This is a genomic window from Psychrilyobacter piezotolerans, from assembly GCF_003391055.1.
GTDB classification, from domain to species: Bacteria; Fusobacteriota; Fusobacteriia; order Fusobacteriales; family Fusobacteriaceae; genus Psychrilyobacter; species Psychrilyobacter piezotolerans.
On record NZ_QUAJ01000002.1, the window covers coordinates 36,964 to 59,948 of the forward strand.

Here is a 22,985-nt window from a genome sequence, read left to right on the forward strand (position 1 = left end):
CTTAACCCTTCAGCACTAAGTAACCGCTGAGGTCATCACCAAAGAACTATTAGTTTATTACATAAACATAGAGCTTTGAGAAAACGAGATAAAGAGGCTCACAAAGTTTTTCTTGGTTTTAAACCTAAAAATTAATTTCCGTGTGCTTTGCATTTTATTTTTTAATTTGTGATAATTGGTGGCTGATTTTTGGATTATTTTACTGACTTTTTAATATCTCTAACCTTATTTACAGAAGCTTCAAACTCTGGTATCTCCATCTTTGTATATGCTTTCTCATAAGCATCTCCAGCTTTTAATATAGTCGCCTCATCAAAGGCTTTCCCTAATAGTTGTATCCCCACTGGAAGGTTATCTACCTTTCCTGCTGGGATTACAAGCCCTGGGATTCCAGAAAGATTTGCCGGAATTGTGAATATATCCTCTAAATATAGTTCTACAGGAGTTTTCTTATCTGTCAATTTAAAAGAAGTTCCAGGGGTAGCCGGAGTTAAGATCACATCTACCTCATTAAATGCCTTTTCAAAATCATTTTTAATAAGCCTTCTTACTTTTTGAGCTTTTTTATAATAAGCATCATAATATCCAGCACTAAGTACATAGGTTCCTATCATAATTCTTCTCTTTACTTCAGGACCAAATCCTTCACTTCTGGTTTTAATATACATATCCTCTATGCCATTATAGCTGCCGGCTCTGTATCCGTATCTTACCCCGTCAAAACGAGCTAAGTTTGAACTAGCCTCTGCTGGGGCAATTATATAATAAGTTGCCGGGGCAAATTCTGTATTAGGTAAGCTGATGGGCACAATCTCTGCTCCTAACTTTTTAAAATTTTCAATGGCATCTTCAGTTACCTTCTTTATTTTAGGGTTTAATCCATCGATAAAGTATTCCTTGGGAATTCCTATCTTCATACCTTTAATATTTCCATCTAAGTTAGCTGTAAAATCAGGCATTTCTAATTCCATAGATGTAGCATCCATTTCGTCATACCCGCCGATTACATTAAATAAAGCGGCTACATCCTCTACACTTCTACCCATTGGTCCTATTTGATCCAGTGATGAGGCAAAAGCCATCAATCCATATCTGGAAACTCTTCCATAGGTAGGTTTCAGTCCAACTATCCCACAAAATGCAGCCGGTTGTCTTATACTTCCACCTGTGTCCGATCCCAGTGATAACGTTACTTGGTATCCTCCAACCGATGAGGCAGCTCCACCTGATGACCCCCCTGGAGTTCTCTCTAAATCCCAGGGGTTTTTACTCTCCTGTATATAAGATGATTTTGTCGTAGATCCCATGGCAAATTCATCCATATTAGTTTTCGCTATTATTATTGCTCCTGCTTCCTTTAATCTCTTTACCACAGTGGCATCATAGATTCCTTCATAGTTTGCAAGGATCTTAGACGCTGATGTAGTCAGATCTCCCTTGGATACCATATTGTCTTTTATGGCAACTGGGATTCCCTCCAGGGGCAGCAATTCTTCCCCTCTGGCTATTTTTTCATCGACTTTTTTTGCCTCTTCCAGAGCACTTTCTTTTTTTAACAGGGTAAAACTTCCAAGTTTTGATTCAGTCTTTTCAATCCTATCGAATATATCGTTTATTAATTCTACTGCTGTTATTTTTTTTGCCTTTAACATGGTAGATAGTTCTGTTGCTGTATGCTTATATAACATCTTTTCCTCCTTGATTTTCACTATTTTTTTCTTTATTTATCTCATATATCGTCTTAGCTACCAGCACTCCCAGGAATGCTGCCGAGATGATATCACTTAACCAATGTCTTGTCCCATATACTCTAGAGCAGCTTAACACCACAGCATAAATTACAGCCATTGCTCTAATAAATTTATTTTTATATCCATAATAAAATGAAAAAGCTACTGCCACCGATACGATTGTATGTCCCGAGGGCAGACTGGCACTTGAACTTTTAAATGGATTTATACTCTGATTCCCATTCATCCAGGATGCCCAGTTAAAAAACTGATAGGGCAGCATATTTACATCCGGCCTCAACCTGGATATTATATATTTTAATATATTTACCAGTAACCCTGATGCAATTATTGCCATAAGGGCTTCTTTAGAAACTTTTCTTAATTTTTTATTTTTAAACAAAGTTCCCAAAAGGAGTAGTACCACTACAGTTCCTGCTGTTGTATCTCCATCTCCCTGGTTGGCAAAAAATCTTTCGTATTTTGAATATTTATCCTTACTTATTTTTTCTATCTCAGCTTTTTTCTGTAAGATCACTATCTCTTCAGGTGTAGCTGTTCTGGCTTTATTTTCTATTCCCTGTAAAGTCTTGTCATAATATTTATTGGAAAACTGCTCAGCTACAGGAAGATCCAAATAAACTATGGTAAATATAGTTATAACTATACCCGATAAAGCTGTTTTTTTATACTTCATAAGGTTTTTTAAAAAAGCTCCTGCAAACCCCTTTAAATAACCCTCTCTCAATACATCTATAGCTATCAAGATAACTATTATTATCATCAACGTCTCTTTATTCACTATTTTCTCCCTCTAAAATTATACACCTTATATATATAATATTCCCTTTGAATCCTTCCCCATCTTTTGAACACAACTGTGTCTACCAGTTCTGCCCTGTCAAACAGGAATTTATCCTCTGGTTTTCTATTGTAAAATGAATGAGCTACAAAGATTCCATTTTTTCCGATTACTCCGTCTCTATCTCTCCAATAATCAAATTGACTGGTCCCGCCGCTGAGATTATATACATATTCTTTTTTCGGCAGATAGGCAGCCAGTTGGGAGGATGTCTGATATCTATCCCCAAATAAAAACCATTCTTCTCCGTCTTTGGTAGATTCATCGTATATCTGCTGCACTCTGGCCCCGGCCATATCCCAGCCCTGCATATCAGCCAAAGCATTTTCCTTAGGCTTTAACGGAACTACGAGAGTTGCGGCTGCAAAGTATAAGATTAAAGATAAACCTGCACCGAGGCCAATTCCTATCCGCCACAACTTATTAAACTCTGTATACCTTACAAAAACTATTATCATAGGTATATAAGCACAGGCTAACCAATGAACTTTAGAGCTGTTAGACAGGGAGCTAAAGGTAAATACTCCTATCAGTGGCAGGGCAAACCAAAATAATATATTTACATCTGGTTTTTTAAAGTTTTTTATAGAAGCTGTAAATATACCAAAGAATAAAATAGGAGATACTACACCTATCTGTCCTCCTATAAATTGAAAAAACTTTGTAGGCCTGAATCTAAAGGTTTTACTCTGGCGACCCTCTAAGTGAAACTGAAACGATCCCCAGTTATGGGAATAGTTCCAATAGATAACAGGTGAAAACATAAGTATCGACACAATGAATGCTATATACGGCTCTTTTTTCAGAAGCCAGAATCTATTTTCCTTACTGAGTAACAGGTAGAAAAATATACTTGGATACACCATAAACATATTGTATTTACTGAGTAGTCCCAAGCCTGTCAATATAGCTATAATATACCAGGATCTGCAGTCTTTTTCATAGATTACCTTTAAGAAATAGTAAAGAACCATTGTATACAGTAAGATTAGTGGTGAATCAGGCAGTGCCATTATAGACAGGAATGAATATAGTGGCAATATATTAAATATCAGCCCTGAAATACCGGCTATCCTTTCACTTTTATACAGATAGTAGGAGATTTTGTAGATATAGATACTGGTTGCAGATATCGTTCCTGCTGAGACAAGTCTCATGGAAAAATTATTTTCACCAAAGATCGATGTACTTAATCTTATTAGATAAGCAATCAGCGGCGGATGGTCATAATAACTCATCCCTAAATTTTTCGACCATAACAGATAATATGCCTCATCATCGGATAAGTTCAGATAACTGCCTATAATCAACCTAAAAATAGTAATCCCTGCTAAAAATAGTATGAATTTTTTCTTGTTAAAATTATCTAATATATCTTTTATCACTAAATTTCTCCTTAATTTTCACCAACAGTTCTAGGGACTGCAAATGTTCCCTCTATCTCTTCAGGAGCATTTTTTACTGCTTCTTCCCTAGTTAAAGATTCCGTAATTACATCTTCTCTAAATGAATTATATATGTCATTTACCTGGGTCATAGGTTCTATCCCTTCTACATCTGCTTCATCTAATTTAGATACAAATTCTAAAATATCATTTAATTCATTCTGCAAAACCACAACTTCCGATTCCTTAAATTCCAACATAGATAATTTTGCTACTTTCAATACTTCTTCTCTAGTTAATGCCATCTTCTTCCTCCATATATTTTTTAATTTTCTTTTAAATATTTCTTATTCAGCCTCATCCATAACACCTTTAATATAGCTTCTAAAAATATTTTTTTGCTCATCTTAGACTGCCCCAGGGTTCTGTCTTCAAATATAATTGGTGTTTCCTTGATTTTCATCCCTTTCAGCCACACTTTATAGTTTAATTCCACCTGGAAAGAATAACCATTGGATACTATCCTATCTAAATTTAAATTTTCCAGGGTTTTTCTTCTAAAACATTTAAATCCGCCGGTAAAATCTTTTATGGGAGCTCCTAAAATTATCCTGGAATACAGACTCCCACCACGGCTAATAAATTTTCTTATGATTCCCCAGTTTACAACTCCTCCACCAGGTACATACCTGCTTCCGATTACCAGATCGTGAGTTTCTATCTCCTTTAAAAATTCAGGGATATACTTTGGGTTGTGGGAAAAATCGGCGTCCATCTCAAATATATAGTCATAGTCCCTTGCCAAGGCCCATTTAAATCCAGCAATATAGGCTGTTCCTAATCCTAATTTTCCGCTTCTTTTATGGATAAACAACTTATCTTTATATTTTTCCACCATGAGCTTCTCTATGACCTCATAGGTCTTATCTGGAGAATTATCATCCACTATCAATATATTCAGGTCGTTTTTAACCCGGTATATCGTCTCCAATAATTTTTCAACATTTTCACTTTCATTATACGTTGGTATAATTATCAGCGTTTTTTTCATCTGCTTCTCCTTCTATTCTCGAAATGTTATAAAGTAATTCCCAAAAAAATTAAAAAATGTAGCTACCCCTATTCCGGTAATTTGAGCTATTATTTTAATAATTTTATCAGTATTAGATCCTGCATATTTTTTTATTATATCATAGGTCAATTCATTTCCCGATAAAAATTCTACCGCTATCTTAAGAATAAATAAATTGATTACAAAATTTAATAAACTTATTATAAAAAAATGCAGATATTTTTTCTTTACACTCTTGCCTTTCCCCTTACCTCTGAATGTCCAAATGAAATTTAAATAGAAATTACTGCTCACTGCAAATAAAAATGCCACTGTGGCAGCTATAAGATAGTTTACATCCAAAGTTATCAGGGCGGTGTAGATCAAAAGGTTTACTATTACCCCGCTGGCACCTACTAAACCAAACTTCATAAAAATTTTAATTATTTCCAAGCTTTTCGACTCTCCCTCTAAACATTTTTTAAATACTTTACTTCCTCTTTTGTAAGGGCTCTATATTTTCCTACTTCTAAATCTCCCATAGTAATAGTCCCGATTTTTACCCTGGTTAAACTTATAACTCTATGTCCGATAGCATCCATCATCCTTCTAACCTGACGATTTCTTCCCTCTCGAATAGAAACTGTTAACCAGGTAGTGCTTCCCTCTTCCCTCAAGAACCTTACCTTAGCCGGCAGTGTTAATCCATCTTCTAATTTTATCCCAGCTTTTAACTGTCCCAAATCTATTTTTTTTATAATTCCTGCAGCCTGGATTAAATATTTTTTATACACTTCCCCTTTAGGATGGATTACTTTATTATAAAGGTCTCCATCATTGGTTAATATGATCATTCCTTCAGTATCGTAGTCCAATCTTCCTATTGGATAGATCCTTTCCTTTGTTTTTATAAAGTCTATTACAGTTCTTCTGCCTCTGTCATCCTTCACTGCACTTATTACTTTTTTAGGCTTATTCAAAAGATAATATACTTTTTTTTCCTTTGTCTGTCCTATTAATCTTCCGTTTACTGATATCTTATCTTTGATATTTACCTTTATCCCCGGGCTCGGATATTCGCCGTTGACCATTATTTTTTTTTCTTCTACCATCTTATCTATCTCACGCCTTGACCCTATTCCTATAGATGCAAGGTATTTATTTAATCTTACTTTTTCCATTTTTTCCTCCAGTTTTTTACCATAAATGATGCAAATATTCACAAAATTAATTATTTTTCATGTCAATCAGTATAATTCTCGGTTTATTTATTTTATTTATTTTTTTATTTTTTATTTTTGACACAAATTAAAAACCTTCAATTTTTCAGCACTAAATTTTTATTTTTTAGTTACTACTATCTAGTTGAGCTGTATCCAGTTCTTTCCTTATCTCTGTGTAATTGGGCAGCATTGTTAAACTGTCTATATTTAAATAATTTAAGAAATTATCCGTTGTACTATATAAATTAGGTCTTCCAATTGTTTCTAATTTCCCGCTGGAGTATACCAAGCCTTTCTCTTCTAAATTATGGATAACTCTTTCTACACTTACCCCTCTTATAGATTCAATATGACTTTTCGTTACCGGCTGTTTATACGCTATTATAGACAGGGTCTCCATAGCTGCCCTGGATAATTTTTTAGGTTTACTCTCTTGATTAAAGAAGTTGTGAACAGCTTCTCCGTATTTAGGATTGGTTTCAAAATATACCATCCCCTTTTCAATTTTTAAATTTATTCCAGAATCTTTTTTTTCTTCTCCCAGTTCATCCAGGCATTCTACCATCTTCTCCATATTTATATTGTAAAATTTAGCCAATTCTTTTATTTCTAATTCTGAGGCTAAATATAACATCGCTTCTATTTCTTTTATTATATCCTGTATATTTTCCCTATTCATTCTTCACTCCTATCATATACGGTATTCAAGTATTTAGATGACAGGTATATATCAATACCATTAACTTCATACCTCTTTCCACCTTTCAAATAAATTTTATCGGGTATTTTCATAGAATTTCCCTCTATATCTTCGTTGAGCTGCAATAAGTTAATATCTCCAAATCTCGACAAGTCATTGAGATAAAGTCCTCCTAGCAGGCTTAAATTCACTTCAACGTCTACACTTTTTTCACTGCTAAAATAAGGGTATCTCTTAAAAATACTGTCACTATAAAGTTTATCTATCAATCTTTTTGTTTCTACATTATCATAAAGCAGCAGATACTCCCACTTAGAATAAGTATTTTTTTTATCCAATGCATATTTTTTTATACCATCACCTGATATAAAATTTTTAAATAGATAGTTTTTTAACATTTCTTCCATAGGAGCATATTTTCTATCACCGTCTATCTCTCTATATAATTTTAAAAGATTATAGGTATAATAATAGATCTTAAATTCATAACCTTTTTCCAGGATATTTTTTTTATTGAGATCTTGTTTTACCCCTTCCACTATCTTATGAATTTTCTTTTGAATTTTTTCTATATATTCAGTATAAAATTTAGTATCATCCGATTCTTTTAGATAACTCAGATATACATACGCCTCCTGAACCTCTTCAATGGTCAGTTTTGTTCTACTGAGATAGAAAAATTCTTCCTCCTCCTTCTCCACTAGTCTAGTCAAAATCTGCTCAGCATCATCAAGGTATCCATATTTTATAAATGTCATAGCTGTGTAAAGAACATCTTTTGTTTTAGATGTTTCCCTCAAACCTATATTTGTATAGTAATCAAATCCATCGGTAGATGTTTTCAGGTAGATCAAGAACCTCTCCACGATCTTCCGGGTTCTGGTGTCAACTTTGAAAGGTATCGGTTTCAGCCACTCCATCCAATATGTTTTTTCTAAGAACAGCAGCCTTTCAGAACTTTCAAAAGATAAAAAATCCGGAGTTTTTCCATATCTGATTTGAACTATATCTGATTTTTCCCCATCCGACAACCTTACTTTACTGGACATTACCATCCTTTGATCCCTGTACTTTATAGAGGAATCCTCTATTTTCTTTAATTTAACCACCTCTAATTCACTGGCTGGAACTATATATCCTGCCATTGAATTTTTTAAATTTTTTATATAAATATTTTCATTGTATTTATAATAATCCTTTGTTTTTTTGTATTCGATTATTCCATTTCTGTCCGACATATTAAAAAGGTATAAAAATTCCAAAGTTTCACCTTTTTTTATCTCATAGTTATTTATAATATAGAATGAATTTTTATCTACCATGGATGGGATATAGGTAGTTTTAATTTTCCCGTATGGAAGTTTTGCAACAGTCTCAAAAATATTCGTTTGAGGAATAAATCTTTTAGAAATTATATAATCCGATAAAAGATAATGTTCTCCCTTGTAATATATTCCAACTTCGAGACTGTCTATATCGGTTTTATAAGTTTCCATATTCCCATTGAATCTTGTTATTTTATTGTATTTCTCATTGTATTTAAAACTTAGCTCTCCATTGGAAGTTATGAAATCACTGCTCGAAAAAAGGAGGGTTTTTAGAATGAAAAAAAGTAGTATTTTTTTTTTCATCTGCCCCCTCCCCTTTTATTTAATAATCTTTCTCTGGAGATATCAAAACACTCTTATATTCATCAAAATTTTGTAGTAATACCTCTATCCCGTTCACTACACAATTTAATGGATTCTCAGAGGGTCTAACCTCTAGTTGGATACTTTCTGCGATCTTTTGATCTAAGCCTCTAATTCCAGCTCCTCCACCAGTTAATATTATTCCCTTCCTCTTAATATCTGCTGACAGCTCAGGTGGTGTTTTTTCTAAGACTAATTTTATCTCTTCAACTATCTTCTTTATTAGAGGCATTATTGCTTCCTGTACTTCCAATGAAGATATAATAACATTTTTAGGTAACCCGTTTAAGATATTTCTTCCACTTATTTCATAAGTTACCTCTTCATCTCCTGCCAATGCAGTAGCTATATTTATCTTGATATCTTCTGCCGTTTTTTCTCCTATAAGCAGATCATGTCTCTGTCTTACATATTCCCCTATAGCCACGTCAAATTTATCTCCTGCAACCTTCAGTGAAGATGTTCTTACTATCCCCCCCAATGAAATTACTGCTATCTCTGTGGTTCCTCCACCTATGTCTACTATTAAATTCCCTTCAGGATCAAAGATATTTACTCCTACCCCAATAGCTGCTGCCATAGGTTCTTCCACTAAGTACGCCTCTCTGGCTCCTGCCTCTAATGTTACATCTATTACAGCTCTTCTTTCTACCTGGGAAACACCTGCAGGAACACATATTACTACCCTAGGACTGCTCAAGAAATTTCTCTTATGAACTCTTTTATAAAATTCACGGAGCATCTTTTCCGTTATTTCATAATCTGCTATTACACCATTTTTTAAGGGTCTTATAGCCTCGCAGCTATCCGGAGTTCTTCCTATCATTTTTTTTGCTTTTTCCCCTACAGCAATTATATCTTTTGATCTTGTATTTATAGAAACTACCGATGGTTCATTTAATACTACACCTTTATTTTTTACACATACCAATGTATTTGCCGTCCCTAAATCTATCCCCAGGTCTTCTGAAAAAATCCCAAACATATTTTTAGCTAACTTTAATATTTTTAACATTTGATCCTCCTACAACTCTATTATGTTCTGTATTTTTATTCCGTGTTTTTTCAGGTCATCTACAAATTTTGAAATTGGAAATCCCATGACATTATAAAATTCACCCTCGATCCTGTCAATCAATATTCCTGCCCCTACACCTTGTATCCCGTAAGACCCCGCTTTATCCATTGGTTCTCCTGTTTCTATATACCAATTTATCTCCGATTCCGATAATTTTTTAAATTTTACAACAGTTTTATCATAGCTGGAAACAAATATTCCCCTGCTCTTATTTATCAGGGAGTAAGCTGTTATCACTTCATGAGTTCTTCCAGAAAGGCTGGTAAGTGTTGCAAAGGCTTCATGGCAATCCTTTGGTTTCCCCAATATCTCATCATCTAAAATAACCACAGTATCTGCCGATAATACAAATTCATCTGGGTAAGACTTTGCTACTTCCACTCCTTTTTTTACAGCTATATCTACCACCTGTTCAATAAGATCTTCTTTATCACTTATTTCCTCTATTTCAGCAGCAACTACCTTTATTTTTTTAATCCCAAAGTTACTCAAAATTTCAAATCTCCTGGGAGATTTAGAAGCCAATATCATCTTTACACCTCTTCTGTTTTAAATTTAAAGCGCAACTGTCCCTCAGTCGCCTCTTCTATTCCATCTGCCGCATCTTCTTTCTTTATTTTTTCTTCTTTTAATTTTTCATCATCTATCTCTATACCGCTGATCTTCAGCTGTTTTCCCATGGATGTTTTTTTATTTTTTTCCATCTTATTTTTTAATTCTAAAATTCTTTCTTTTCTTTGTTTTTCCCTTGTTTTTTCAATTATGGTTTGTTTTTCCCTCTCTACTCTTTCCCGCTTTTCTTTTTCCAAAATTTGTTTTTTTATTTTTTTTTCCTCTTTTATCAAATTTCTTATTTTTTTTCGTTTTTCACGATTCTCCTTGAGGTAATATTTAAGTATTTTTCTGACCATATTTCCTATTATCTTTCCAAATAATATAAATGATGAGAAAAATAATATTGTCCCTGTAACTGCAATATTAATATTAACAGGCACTAAAAAATAAAATTTATAGAGAAACATAGTGATTAACATCCCTAAGTTTTTATGCACATAGAGATAGACAAATATTTTTTTCTCCAGATCATCTTTTTCTAAATTATCCAGATAAAATAATAACTGAAGGTTACTCAGGCATATCAACAAAATAAAGAAAAAATTAAGCCTCATTAGAAAGACCGTCTTTTTATTTAAATCTGATATGAAAGCAGAAAAAATACTCAATATCAAGTATGGAATCAAAACACTTCTAAAGCCTCCCAATACCTCTTCTAAACATTCATAGGCTCCGCTTAAATATATTTTTTTTCCATCTGCAGCATAAATATATATCAAGAATACTATTAAAATAATTTTTAATAAAATAAAAAATTTCCTTTTCTTATTCAAATCGACCATCCTATCTATCCAAAAATCGAACTTTTATTGTAATTTTATCATATGAGGTAGCAAAATACAAGTTTAGAACATGCAAATATCCAGTAAATACAACAATAATATATATAATTGTTCCATCCAGGTTTATTTAGAATTTAATAAGTTGAAAATCCACTTATATTTTGAATTTCGTATAAAATTTTATTACTTATATACCCATTTTCTAATTTTTCTTTTTCTATAGTATAGGTATTCTCATCATTGTTCCATAACATATCAAAATATTGGTCTATCTCCATAGCCAATTTAGAATTTAAAGGAGCTGCCACCCTTATATTGGTATCCAGAGTATAATCCCTGATATTTCTCTTGGTTAAATTAGCCGACCCTCCGTTTATCACCATCTTATCAGAAGTTTTTATGACCATTAACTTAGTGTGATACTGTTCTCCTGAGGACCTGTACCACTTTATCTCTATCCTGCCTTTACTTTTATCTATTAATTTTTTACCTGTTACCTTATTTGGCAGCCCTGTTTTCTTCATCCCGAATGCCTCATTATTTTCATCCAGTATAAGTCTTACTTTGACACCTCTTTTGGATGCGGCAACCAGTTTTTTCACAATCACTTTATCTCCCAGGTAAAACATTCCTATATAAATCTTGTCCCCGCTTTGGCTGTTATCTATATCCCTATCCAAAGCTTCCCCTATTTTTCCCTCGGTAAGCAACTGTACCTTATACCCGCCCTCATTATGGAATTTAACTATAGGCAGCTTCATTTCAACCCCTGATAATTCTCCTACAGCTTTCTCTGAATCTACCACTGAATTTATTATCCCGCCATCAAATTTAAAGCCTATATTGGAATGATATCCGCTGGCACTATGGGGATTAGCCGAAGTTATCAGGGCTTCTTTTTCTGTAACCAATACCTTTCTATGATTTCCCTTTAAATTAATCAATTTCAAATAGGATCTTATGGTTACTTTAGGAGCTTCCGGGCTAAATGGATTTTCCAGCCATCCATATTGTCCTGTTCCAAACCAACTGAAAAAATATCTCCAAAATGTGGAATAAAAATGGTTTGCCCCATTGGTTTTTGTAAGGTCTGTTAAAATAACTGTAATTCCATTCTCTTCCAGCTCATCCAGCTCATCCGAACTATAAACACCATAAAAAGTATTTATCTCATCGGTTATAAAATATATCTGAATATCTTTATCTTCCCTCTTTTTTTTTATCAAAGCCTTTGTTATTCCGGAAGATACTTTGGGAAAATTGAATTCACTGGCATTATATAAATCATTAAACAAAAATACATCCATAACTATAAATTCTTCCGCATCCTCTATTATTTTTTCCATCTGATTAAAAATTCTATGCTCTGTATAGATAACATCGTCTTTTTTATAGGTTAAATCATAATAAAATTCCACATTATCCGTCTGGTATATCGGACTCTCCATAGATATATTGGGTGGAAGGTGGCTGCATCCACAGAGAATTAAAAAAAATAAAATTGCAATTCTTTTCATCTTTCTGCCCTCCTGTCTAACCATGTTAAAAGGTCATCACAGACCTCCCGTCTATTTACCTCATTGAGCATCTCATGACGTCCTTTTGTGTATAATTTCAATGTAATGTCCCTGTATCCGATTTTTTTATAAAATTCATATAGTTTTTCAACACCAGACCCATAGACCCCCACAGGATCATCCGAGCCGGAAAATATGTAAACAGGGGTTTTTATATAATTTCTCTTGTTCCCTATTTTTAATGATTCTCTTAGAAGATAAAATAAGCCTTTAAAATAACTTGTATAGGGGATAAATCCGCAAAGGGGATCGGCCTCATATTCTTCTACCATCTTTTCATCTCTTGACAACCATCTGAATTTTTTATCTCCTGTAAACTTTAAATTGTTTCTGCCAAATAAGAGTTTATTTAATATAAGATCTCTTTTATTTCTAAATATCAAAAGAAACCCCGATAAAAAATACCCAAATTTTATCGAAACCTTAGACGGTCTTGTAGATCCTGATAGGATAAACCCATCACTCCCTACCCCTCTTTCCAGTAAAATTTGAGCCATAAAAGAACCCATACTATGCCCTAATATAAACAGAGGCCTGTCATCTCTAATTTTTTCAATGGAATCCACAATCTCCTCCAAAGAACTTTTGAACTCATCTTTTACCAATCCCAATTCATCCAACCTTTTTATATTATTTCCATGCCCCGCATGGTCTATCATGGCCACCCTGTATCCATTATCGTTTAAATAACCAGCTGTTCCTTCATACCTTTTCGAATATTCTCCCATACCATGAATTATAAATACCGTCCCCTTTATACCCATAGCTGCAGGAGGCTCCCATAATTTGATTTTTTTCTCCATCTCCATTATCCCTCCCACCTTCTATTATTAATTTAATTATATTGTAATTCTAAGTTTTTTCCTAATTTGTATCATATTTTATCGGTTTCTTTACAACATTTACATTTTATAACCCCTGGATGAGAAAAAAATATTAATAAATAACAAAAATAATATAAGTATTAAGAAATTAACAGAAAAAGTGAAATTATTAACTTAATTTCATTGACATCTAAAAAATTTAAGGGTATATTTGTATTGCTCAAAAGGAACTTTTCTTAAAAAGTAACTTTTTTTTAGTACTGTTGTATTAACTAAGATATGAAATGTCTGATTAAGAAAAGTATATCACAATTCAAGTGTAATATTTAAAGGGGGAAAAATGAACAAGAAAAAACATTTATCAGTAACAGCAATGGTTATGATCATCTTCGTAGCAGTTTTTGGATTTGGAAATATAGCCAACAATTTTAAGGCTAGCGGAACCGAATCAACATCAATGTTTGTTTTAGGAGCAATTATCTATTTTTTACCTATGTGTCTTATCATGTCTGAATTCGCATCCTATGCAAAGGACAGAACTGGTGGGATCTATTCATGGATCGATATTGGTCTTGGAAAAAACGTAGCTTACTATGCTCTATGGTCTTATTTTGTAGCCAATATTTTCTATCTGCCTACTCTAGCATCAAGAGTACCTACTTATCTATCTTTTGCCTTTACCGGAGACGCAAATATAGGAAATTTTTCTATGGCTGTTATGTCAGCAGGCTCCCTTATTGTGGCACTTCTCATAGGAATAAAATATGAGAATGGATTCAGTAAGATCTCTACACTTACGGGATATATATCTTTAATCGTAGCTGGTATATTTTTAGTAGGAGGTATAGGTACATATATGGGATTCTTTGGAACTCCTGCAACAGAATTGACTGTAAAATCCCTTATGATGCCTATAAACACCAAGGAAAGCTTAGGAAGTTTTCTTAGTACATTTGCATGGATAATATTTGCTTATGCTGGTTCTGAGCTGGTGGGGACCTATGTCGATAAAGTCGAGAAACCAGAAAGAGATTTTTCAAAAGGGTTACTCCTTTCAGCTTTACTAATCGGAATCTTATATGTGCTTGGTGTCATATCAATAGCTGCTTTTGGTACACCAGAAGATTACAGCAAGATCTCTCTTGTGAATTCTGTAATAAGTGGTTACGCATTTATGGGAACCGCCTTTGGACTAGGAGTATGGTTTGTTAAAATAATTGGACTTACTTATACAATAATTACTTTTGTAGCATTGGTACTATGGTCATTGGCCCTGTCTAAAGCAGTATTCAGTGAAGCTCCCAACGGAACTTTTCCTGCATGGATGACGAGAAAAACAAAAAATGGAGTTTTAAGAAACGCTCTTATATTTCAAACTGCACTATCATTTTTATTTATATTAATAACTACATTTGGTGGTAAGTCAGCAGGAGATCTTTATTATAAAATCTATGACATGTCTACCATGGCATTTACTTTACCCTACTTATTTTTAAGTGTCGCGTATATAAAATTTAGAAAAGATGGTCATAAATCACCATTCCAACTATGCAAAAATAACACACTGGCATGTATTGTAGGTGGTACAGTTGTGCTGCTTAATATAGCAGCTATTGTATTCGCCGGATATGACCTGAGTATCCCTTTGGCAGAACAAATGGATGTTATTAAATTGTATTACGGTGGATTAGCAGTATTCCTGGCCATAGGTGCAGTTATTAAGATGATCAAGTTTAAGGAAGAGGAGGCAGTGGCAGAAACCACAAATGCTTAATCAGTTTATTCTTTAGATTCATAATTATGTCTAACCTTTGATAGATTATTATTTTGTCATAAATAAAATATTAAATCCCCAATTTAATTGGGGATTTTTTTATTTTTATAAATTTATACCACGAATAAAAAAAATGAAACCTATTTCTAGATCTCATTTTTTAATTAATTTTGTCCTACATATGCTTTATCAGCGATAATCCTTCTTCCCTGGTTGCAAGGTTAGTTCTAAATATTCCCCTTACCCCAGATGTGATTGTCTTTGATCCTGTTTTTTGTATTCCCCTCATAGTCATACACATATGCTCTGCTTCTATTACAACCAACACTCCCTTTGCACTGAGTTTGCTCATTAAGGCTTCTACTATCTCACTGTTTAATCTCTCTTGAAGCTGGGGTTTTTTAGATGCCACATCCACTACTCTGGCTAATTTACTCAGTCCTGTTACTTTTCCGTCTTCTGGGATATAGGCTATGTGCACCTTTCCATAAAAGGGCAATAGGTGGTGTTCACACAATGAATAAAATTGAATATCCTTAACTAACACCATATCATTATGTTCCACATGGAAAAATACAGAGATTTCATCTGCCGGGTCCTTGTGTAATCCACCGCAAATTTCACCAAACATCCTGGCCACTCTATCTGGAGTATCAATCAATCCCTCTCTATTTATATCTTCTCCCATACCTTCTAGGATTAATTTTACCCCGTCCATTATCTTCTTTTTATCCATAAAAATCTGCCTCCTCACTTTCTAACTATTCTTTACAATGCTCATAAGGTATCCATAAATACACTTATATAGTTTTTTTATATTTTATCATATTTTTAGTTTAAAATCACCAAAAATAACTCCCAGGCAGATTATACTCCCCTTAAAAAAAATTAAAATACCCGGCAAATTAAAAGTTTTTTTTCAGAGAAAAAAACACTTACATTTCCCCTTATATTATGACCCCTTTCTTGTAATAGCCAGATAAATAGTATATAATATGTCGTTAGACACTGTTATGAGGAGGAAAAAATGAAGGAAAAATTAATCCCAAAAAAAATTGTAGAAGAATTAAATAAATATATAATTTCTCAAGAAGATGCAAAAAAAAATGTAGCTATTTCACTCAGAAATAGATACAGGAGGAAACAGATTTCAGATATGAAGTTAAAAAATGAAATTACTCCTAAAAACATAATCTTAATAGGACCTACAGGTGTTGGTAAAACTGAGATTGCCAGAAGATTAGCAACTATTACAGATTCCCCATTTATCAAAGTGGAAGCTACTAAATACACCGAAGTAGGATATGTAGGAAAAGATGTGGAATCCATGATAAAGGATCTTGTTTCCATTACCTTTAATAAATTAAAGGTAAAAAAGATAGAAACATTGAAAGAAAAATATCAGGAAGTTACCTTCCTTAAGGTAGCTAAACTTATAAAACCTTATGGTACGATCAACCCTGATGAAAAAAACATCTTATTGGATGAAGTGAAATCCGGGAAATATGACGATCAGGAAATTGAGGTTGAAAAACACCAAAATTCCGATGCTCCAATGGTTGAAGTTTTTGCCACTGGAAATGAACCCGATGAAGATGGTGTAAAGGGTATTATCGATAATATTATGAGTTCTTTTCCCGGCGGAAAGAAAAAAATAGTTAAGATGAGTGTCAAAAATGCCATCGAATATTTTTTACGAACTGAAATCGAACAAAATATAGACCTGGAAGAATTAAAACCCTTAGCCATCGAAAAAGTCGAGGAGGATGGAATAGTCTTTATAGATGAGATCGATAAGATTGCAGAAAGGGAAGGCAGTAACAGTGAGGTCTCGCGTCAAGGTGTTCAAAGGGACATCCTGCCAATAATCGAAGGTACCACTGTTATGACAAAATACGGTTCTGTCCGGACAGAACATATTTTATTTATTGCGGCGGGAGCTTTTACCCAGGCCAGTCCCAGTGATTTAATGCCTGAATTACAGGGAAGATTCCCTATAAAAGTAAGGTTAAATACTTTAAATAAGGATGATTTTGTAAAAATTTTGACCGAGATAGACTTTAACTTATTGACTCAATATAGGGAGTTATTAAAGACCGATAAGGTTAACTTGAGTTTTACCAAGGGTGCTATAGAGGAAATAGCAGAGATAGCTATCGATCTCAATGAGGAAATAGAAAACATAGGTGCCAGAAGGTTAGCTGGTGTTATTGAAAAAATCTTAAACGATATAATGTTTGAAGCACCATATGAAAAACAAACCACTATAAAGATAGGAAAGAAAGATGTTGTTAAAATATTTAATTATGATTTTGTAGAGGAAAACTTGGATAATTATATTCTCTAAGATAAAACACTTTGACACAGATATCACAGATTAATAGTGATATCTGTGTCAAAATATATAGTGTAAATTGGTGGCAAAAAAGTAAAAAGTAAAAGTGAGGAAAATATGTATTTAAAATGTATAGAAATAGATGGATTTAAATCCTTTGCAGATAAGATAAAACTTGATTTTGATATGGGAATAACCTCTATCGTAGGACCCAATGGAAGTGGGAAATCTAATATACTAGATGCTATCCTGTGGGTATTAGGAGAACAATCCTATAAAAATATAAGAGCTAAAGAAAGCAGCGACGTAATATTTTCCGGAGGAAAAAATAAAAAACCTAGAAATACTGCTACTGTATCCCTTTATATAGATAACGAAGACAAAACTTTAGAGATAGATGATGAAGTTGTTAAAGTAACAAGAAAGATCAATAAAAAAAGTGAAAATGAATACTATATAAACGATCAGAGATGCAGATTGAAAGATATCAATGAATTATTTCTAGATACAGGTGTAGGGAAAAGTGCCTATTCTGTAATTGGGCAGGGAAAGGTTGAAAAGATAATCAGTGCCTCCAATAAAGAGATCAAAAGTATTATTGAGGAAGCTGCCGGGATAAAAAAAATTAAGCTTCGTAAGGATGAAGCTATAAAAAAACTTTCTAAGGTGGAATTAGAAACCGACAAAATAAACCTTATTGTCAATGAATTGGAGGAGAATAAGGATAAAATTGGAAAACAAGCTGAAAAAGCTATTAAATATAAAAAATTAGATGAGGAAGTAAATACTTTAAAAAAATCCATCTACTTAGAAGAACATCGAGTCAATCAAAAAATTGTAGATGAACTCTCTAAACAAAAACACAATTCCAGCCTTATCTTAAAGGAACTTGAAAAAAGTTTTACAGAAAAGGAAGCTGCTCTGGAAGAGGTCAATAATAAAAGAAACCTCCTCAGCGATGAGATCAATACACTGACCGATAAAAACATCGACTTAAAGAAAGATGTGGATAAATTAGTCAACGATAAAGTTTTATATGGGGAAAGGATCAAGGGATTCAACCGTGAGATCTCCAGTAAAAAAGAAAATTTAGAAATTTTAGAGGGGAAACTAAAGGATCAAATCAATGAACTGGATAGATTGAACTCTAAAAAAGATGTTGTTTTGGAGCAGTTAAAAGATCTGGAAGGGGACAACTTAAAGTATGAAAAACAAATAGGTGAATTTGAAGTCCTCCAAAGGGATCTGGAGATCGAGATCGGAGTACAAAAAGAACACGTTATGGATTCTGAAGTAGGCAGATTAAAATTAATCGCTGAAATAGAAAACTCTGAAAAAAGAACCAAGAGCAGTGCCAATAAGATCCGTGGATTAGACGAAGAAACCCTGGAATACAGCAAAAAAATTGAAAAATTAACTGCTGAATTAAACCAATTGGAAACCAAACAAAAAAATATCCAGATAGAGATAAAAAAAATAGACGATACCATAGAAGATGCTGAAAAACAAATAGACATCCTCAGTCAAAAGATGAATGAAATCTACGATGAAAGGAAAGAGGTGGCTTATAACTTAAGCCGGCAGGGTGCAAAATTAGAAAATCTAAAAAAATTAGAAGCTAACAACGAAGGTTTTTTTAAAGGGGTAAAAGCTGTTTTAAATGCCGATATTCCTGGGGTAGATGGAGCTTTTATCAGTCTTATCGATATCCCGGAACATCTGGAAGCTGCTATAGAGTCAGCTGTCAGCGGATCGCTGCAGGATATTGTTGTAAAAGACAGCGGGGTAGCTAAAAAATGTATCTCCTACCTGAAACAATCAAAGGTCGGCAGAGCTTCATTTTTAGCCTTTGACAGTATAAAGTTAAACAATTCTAAAAAGGCAATCTCACAAGATGGTGTCTTGGGATATGCCAGCGATCTGGTAGGCTATGATTCCATCTACAATAAACCTGTAGAATTTGTATTGGGAAATCTCCTGGTAGTTAAATCTACAGATGTTGCCCTGAAGATATCTAAAGATAACCTCCATCGTGGAAATATCGTTACCCTGGGCGGAGAGCTTATCTCCGGCAGGGGGCGTATCACTGGTGGACAGCATATAAAATCTGCCAGTTCAATTATTTTTGAAAGAAAAAAAGATATAAAGAAACTGGAAAAGGTAGTAAGTGAATTGGATAAAAAACATAAAGAATTAGACGATTCATATAATGGGTACTCCAAAAAGATGGATGAGTATGAGAAAAAATTAGAAAACATAGATGACCTCAAGGTTGCCAAAGAAGACTCCTCCCGGGAAATTTCAAGAAATCATGCAGATCTCACAGACAGACATAGAAAAGAAGTAAAAAAATTAAAGATTATAGAGATGGAAAAAATTGAAGAAACAAATTATATAAATGAATATAATAAACAACTGGAAAATGCCACTACCCAAAGGTTTGACATTGAGGAGTTTTTAAAAAAATCTAAAGACCGATTGGCAGAAAACAATAAAAAATTAATCACTCTCAAGATGGAGATAGAATCAATTAATAAATCCTATTCCAATATAAAGATAAATTATTTAAATAAGAAGGAACAGATTAAGCAGCTTGAAAGGGAGATCCAAAGAAATACAGGATTCTTTGAGGAGTTCAAAACTGAAAATAAAAAAACTGTGCTGGAAATCGATAAACTTAACCAGGATATAATCAAGTTAGGTGATAGATTAAATAATATACAGAAGGAATTTCACAATGAAAATGTAAGGTATGAGAAAGAATTTTTGGAGATTAAAGAGAAGAAAAAACTCCAGGAAGAACTGGAAGCATTGGAAAAAAAGGAAATTTTAGCTGTTAAAAATATTGAAAAAGATCTTATCTTAGGGGAGAACAAAATAAAAATTCTCATTGAAAAATTAGAAAAAACTATAGGCTGGGTTGCTCAAATAGAGGAAAAACTAGCTGTTTTAGTAGATATAAAAGAGACTCCTCTGGATTCAACTATTGCAGAATCTAAGGATATCCTCTTCCGTTTAGAAGCAAGACTCAAGGGATTAGGCCTGGTCAACCTATTGGCCATCGAAGAATTTACCGAACTCACAAAAAAATATGAGTTTATAACATCCCAGAGGGATGATCTTATTGTCAGCAAAAAATCTCTTTTAAAGTTAGTTGAAGATATCGAAAAAATCATCGAGACTAAGTTTTATAGTGCATATAAGGAGATCGATAAAAACTTCGAATATATGTGTAAGGAGGTCTTAAATAATTCCATGGGTAGATTGCAGCTGGTTGATAATGAAAATATCCTTGAAAGTGGTATCGACTTAATGGTAAAATTTAAGAATAAAAAATCTCAATCTATCACTTTACTCTCTGGCGGGGAAAAATCAATGGTAGCCATTGCATTTATTATGGCTCTATTTATGTACAAACCCAGCCCATTTACTTTCTTTGATGAGATTGAAGCAGCACTGGATGAGACCAACATAAAAAAACTTATCAGTAAATTAAAGGAATTTACCGATAGATCACAGTTTATTTTGATTACGCATAACAAAGAAACTATGAGACGATCCGATACCCTGTATGGTGTTACTATGAATAAGGAATTAGGAGAATCTAAATTAATATCGGTAAGTGTATAAAAGAGAGGTAGAATGAAAAAATTAAAAGAGGCATTAAATAAATTGGATGGAAAGAGTTATGGCGGTTATAAGGAGATCAGGGGGAGGTATAATTTTATAGATTATACCTTTGAAATCCTGAGAGTTCAGGGAGACCCCTTTGCCTCTCCATCACTTTTTTCTGTAGAGATAGAACTGTTAAAATACGGTTATTCAAAGGATTATTATGATAACCCCAGTAAAAAAGTTGCCTTTGAGGACTATATCTTAAGAAAATTAAATAAGTTGATCTTAAAATTAGGAAAAAGATCCGGTTCGGGAAAAAGCGGGCAGCTAAATATCCTTTCTCCTAAACAGGAAATTTTAAAGAGATCGGCTGTTGAGATCATCGGTGATACCCTGGTCGTAAAATTTTACGGGGGGCTCCCTGCCAACGGCAGAAGGATTGCCAGCAGGGGAGCTGTTATGATGATCTTTAATGAGATACCTAAAATCTCTAAAGAACTGGAAATTAATAATGTAGGTTTAGAAAAATTGCAACAGCATATAAAAACTAATTTGAAATCCGACTCCATAAGACGTGCCATAAAAAAAGAAAATTTAATAGTTTTCATAGAGAATAATTCAAACTTAGCCAGAATGAGCTCCATCGATGACAGGGTTTTAAAGGATGGAATACCATTTAATGCCCCTAAATCTCTGCAGGTTACCCTCCACCTTGACAATGGTGACGTTGTCACTGGAATGGGGATACAGAAGGGAATTACCGTAATTACCGGTGGCGGTTTCCACGGAAAGTCTACCTTACTGACTGCCATTGAAAAAGGTGTGTACAACCACATCTTAGGAGATGGTCGTGAAGGTGTCATCACCCACAGGGATACCGTAAAAATCCGGGCTGAAGACGGCAGGTGGATAAGCGGGCTGGATATCAGTAACTTTATAAATAACCTCCCCCATAAAAAAGATACCCGTAATTTTACTACTGCAAATGCCAGTGGTTCCACATCTCAGGCTGCCAATATAATGGAAGCTTTGGAATTAGGAGCGACTACCCTCCTCATCGATGAGGATACCACTGCTACAAACTTTATGGTGAGAGATCGAAAGATCCAGGAATTAATCTCCCATAAAAAGGAACCTATCACCCCATTTATCGAAAGAATCGAGTCTATGAAGGCTCGTGATATTTCTGTTATAATTGTTGTGGGAGGGTTAGGAGATTATTTTTCCATGGCAGACAGAGTTATTATGTTAGATGAATATAACCTTATAGATGTCACTGAAAAAGCAAAAATCATCGATAAAAAATTTGAAAATTTAAATGTCAGAGGTGTTACTGAAAAATTTAATATCCCTTTTAGGAGAGTAGATTCCCGGAAAACAAAAAAATTATTCACCTCAGACCGTTGTAAGGTAAAGACCAGGGAATTAGATGAACTCCTCATAGACAGGGAGAGCATCGATATCCGTTATTTAGAACAATATGTTGAAAATGCTCAGGTAACATTCACCGGGGAGATCATCAGAAAGATATTTTCTCAGGATAAATATGAAACTTTTAAAGAAAAATTAGAAAATTTACAGGCAGAGATCGATAAAAATAATTTAAGTAAACTACTAAAAAGTAATAGCGGCAGTCTGGTTGAAGCCAGGAAATATGAGATTGCAGGTGCTGTTACCAGGTTACGTAAAGATATATTTGAAAAATAGTTATTATGAACAAAAAAAAATAGTCGAAAAGAGGAA

At 33.7% G+C, this 22,985-nt stretch carries 19 protein-coding genes; 4 read left to right on the plus strand and 15 right to left on the minus strand.

Annotation, left to right across the window (positions count from 1 at the left end):
* Positions 1–194 precede the first annotated feature (194 nt).
* From gatA to DYH56_RS01610, 14 genes are all read right to left on the minus strand, one after another.
* Complete coding sequence (gatA, locus tag DYH56_RS01545; protein WP_114641092.1) at positions 195–1,688, minus strand: Asp-tRNA(Asn)/Glu-tRNA(Gln) amidotransferase subunit GatA; 1,494 nt, start codon at positions 1,686–1,688, stop codon at positions 195–197.
* Positions 1,678–2,532 carry a phosphatase PAP2 family protein gene (locus tag DYH56_RS01550; RefSeq protein WP_114641093.1) on the minus strand — a complete coding sequence of 285 codons (855 nt, stop codon included), beginning with the start codon at positions 2,530–2,532 and terminating at the stop codon, positions 1,678–1,680. Before DYH56_RS01550 ends, gatA begins: the two co-directional genes overlap by 11 nt.
* Complete coding sequence (locus tag DYH56_RS01555) at positions 2,532–3,977, minus strand: ArnT family glycosyltransferase (protein WP_114641094.1); 1,446 nt, start codon at positions 3,975–3,977, stop codon at positions 2,532–2,534. Before DYH56_RS01555 ends, DYH56_RS01550 begins: the two co-directional genes overlap by 1 nt.
* 11 nt (positions 3,978–3,988) lie before the next feature.
* The gene (gene gatC, locus DYH56_RS01560) at positions 3,989–4,282 is read right to left on the minus strand and encodes an Asp-tRNA(Asn)/Glu-tRNA(Gln) amidotransferase subunit GatC (RefSeq protein ID WP_114641095.1); all 294 of its coding nucleotides are present in this window, start codon (positions 4,280–4,282) and stop codon (positions 3,989–3,991) included.
* Between the two features lie 20 nt (positions 4,283–4,302).
* Positions 4,303–5,028, minus strand: a complete 726-nt coding sequence (locus DYH56_RS01565) for a polyprenol monophosphomannose synthase (protein ID WP_114641096.1) — start codon at positions 5,026–5,028, stop codon at positions 4,303–4,305.
* Positions 5,029–5,040: 12 nt separating this feature from the next.
* The gene (locus tag DYH56_RS01570) at positions 5,041–5,460 is read right to left on the minus strand and encodes a GtrA family protein (protein ID WP_114641233.1); all 420 of its coding nucleotides are present in this window, start codon (positions 5,458–5,460) and stop codon (positions 5,041–5,043) included.
* A 38-nt stretch (positions 5,461–5,498) separates the two neighbouring features.
* A complete protein-coding gene (locus tag DYH56_RS01575; RefSeq protein ID WP_114641097.1) occupies positions 5,499–6,209 on the minus strand; it encodes a pseudouridine synthase in 711 nt (236 codons plus the stop codon).
* Between the two features lie 166 nt (positions 6,210–6,375).
* A complete protein-coding gene (gene scpB, locus DYH56_RS01580) occupies positions 6,376–6,930 on the minus strand; it encodes an SMC-Scp complex subunit ScpB (RefSeq protein WP_114641098.1) in 555 nt (184 codons plus the stop codon).
* A complete protein-coding gene (locus DYH56_RS01585) occupies positions 6,927–8,582 on the minus strand; it encodes a hypothetical protein (RefSeq protein ID WP_114641099.1) in 1,656 nt (551 codons plus the stop codon). The genes scpB and DYH56_RS01585 overlap by 4 nt, the downstream gene beginning before the upstream one ends.
* A 19-nt stretch (positions 8,583–8,601) precedes the next feature.
* Positions 8,602–9,657 carry a rod shape-determining protein gene (locus DYH56_RS01590; protein WP_304466112.1) on the minus strand — a complete coding sequence of 352 codons (1,056 nt, stop codon included), beginning with the start codon at positions 9,655–9,657 and terminating at the stop codon, positions 8,602–8,604.
* A gap of 9 nt (positions 9,658–9,666) precedes the next feature.
* Positions 9,667–10,251, minus strand: a complete 585-nt coding sequence (locus DYH56_RS01595) for a Maf family protein (protein WP_114641100.1) — start codon at positions 10,249–10,251, stop codon at positions 9,667–9,669.
* Between the two features lie 2 nt (positions 10,252–10,253).
* A complete protein-coding gene (locus DYH56_RS01600) occupies positions 10,254–11,108 on the minus strand; it encodes a hypothetical protein (protein ID WP_114641101.1) in 855 nt (284 codons plus the stop codon).
* Positions 11,109–11,251: 143 nt separating this feature from the next.
* Positions 11,252–12,634: a phospholipase D family protein gene (locus tag DYH56_RS01605; RefSeq protein ID WP_158539009.1), complete on the minus strand. Its 1,383-nt coding sequence runs from the start codon at positions 12,632–12,634 to the stop codon at positions 11,252–11,254.
* Positions 12,631–13,497, minus strand: a complete 867-nt coding sequence (locus DYH56_RS01610; RefSeq protein ID WP_158539010.1) for an alpha/beta fold hydrolase — start codon at positions 13,495–13,497, stop codon at positions 12,631–12,633. The genes DYH56_RS01605 and DYH56_RS01610 overlap by 4 nt, the downstream gene beginning before the upstream one ends.
* A gap of 361 nt (positions 13,498–13,858) precedes the next feature.
* On the opposite strand from DYH56_RS01610, the gene DYH56_RS01615 reads away from it, so the two are divergent.
* On the plus strand, positions 13,859–15,292 hold the full coding sequence (locus DYH56_RS01615) for an amino acid permease (protein WP_114641104.1): 1,434 nt from the start codon (positions 13,859–13,861) through the stop codon (positions 15,290–15,292).
* Positions 15,293–15,467: 175 nt separating this feature from the next.
* Here the strand turns inward: DYH56_RS01615 and folE are convergent, their stop codons facing one another.
* Entirely contained in the window at positions 15,468–16,028 is a 561-nt protein-coding gene (gene folE / locus DYH56_RS01620; protein ID WP_114641105.1) for a GTP cyclohydrolase I FolE, read from the minus strand.
* A gap of 291 nt (positions 16,029–16,319) precedes the next feature.
* Between folE and hslU the strand changes: the two genes are divergently transcribed.
* From hslU to DYH56_RS01635, 3 genes are all read left to right on the plus strand, one after another.
* The gene (hslU, locus tag DYH56_RS01625; protein WP_114641106.1) at positions 16,320–17,639 is read left to right on the plus strand and encodes an ATP-dependent protease ATPase subunit HslU; all 1,320 of its coding nucleotides are present in this window, start codon (positions 16,320–16,322) and stop codon (positions 17,637–17,639) included.
* A 105-nt stretch (positions 17,640–17,744) separates the two neighbouring features.
* Positions 17,745–21,257 carry a chromosome segregation protein SMC gene (smc, locus tag DYH56_RS01630; RefSeq protein WP_114641107.1) on the plus strand — a complete coding sequence of 1,171 codons (3,513 nt, stop codon included), beginning with the start codon at positions 17,745–17,747 and terminating at the stop codon, positions 21,255–21,257.
* Positions 21,258–21,269: 12 nt separating this feature from the next.
* On the plus strand, positions 21,270–22,949 hold the full coding sequence (locus DYH56_RS01635; RefSeq protein ID WP_114641108.1) for an ABC-ATPase domain-containing protein: 1,680 nt from the start codon (positions 21,270–21,272) through the stop codon (positions 22,947–22,949).
* The last annotated feature ends 36 nt before the right edge of the window (positions 22,950–22,985 follow it).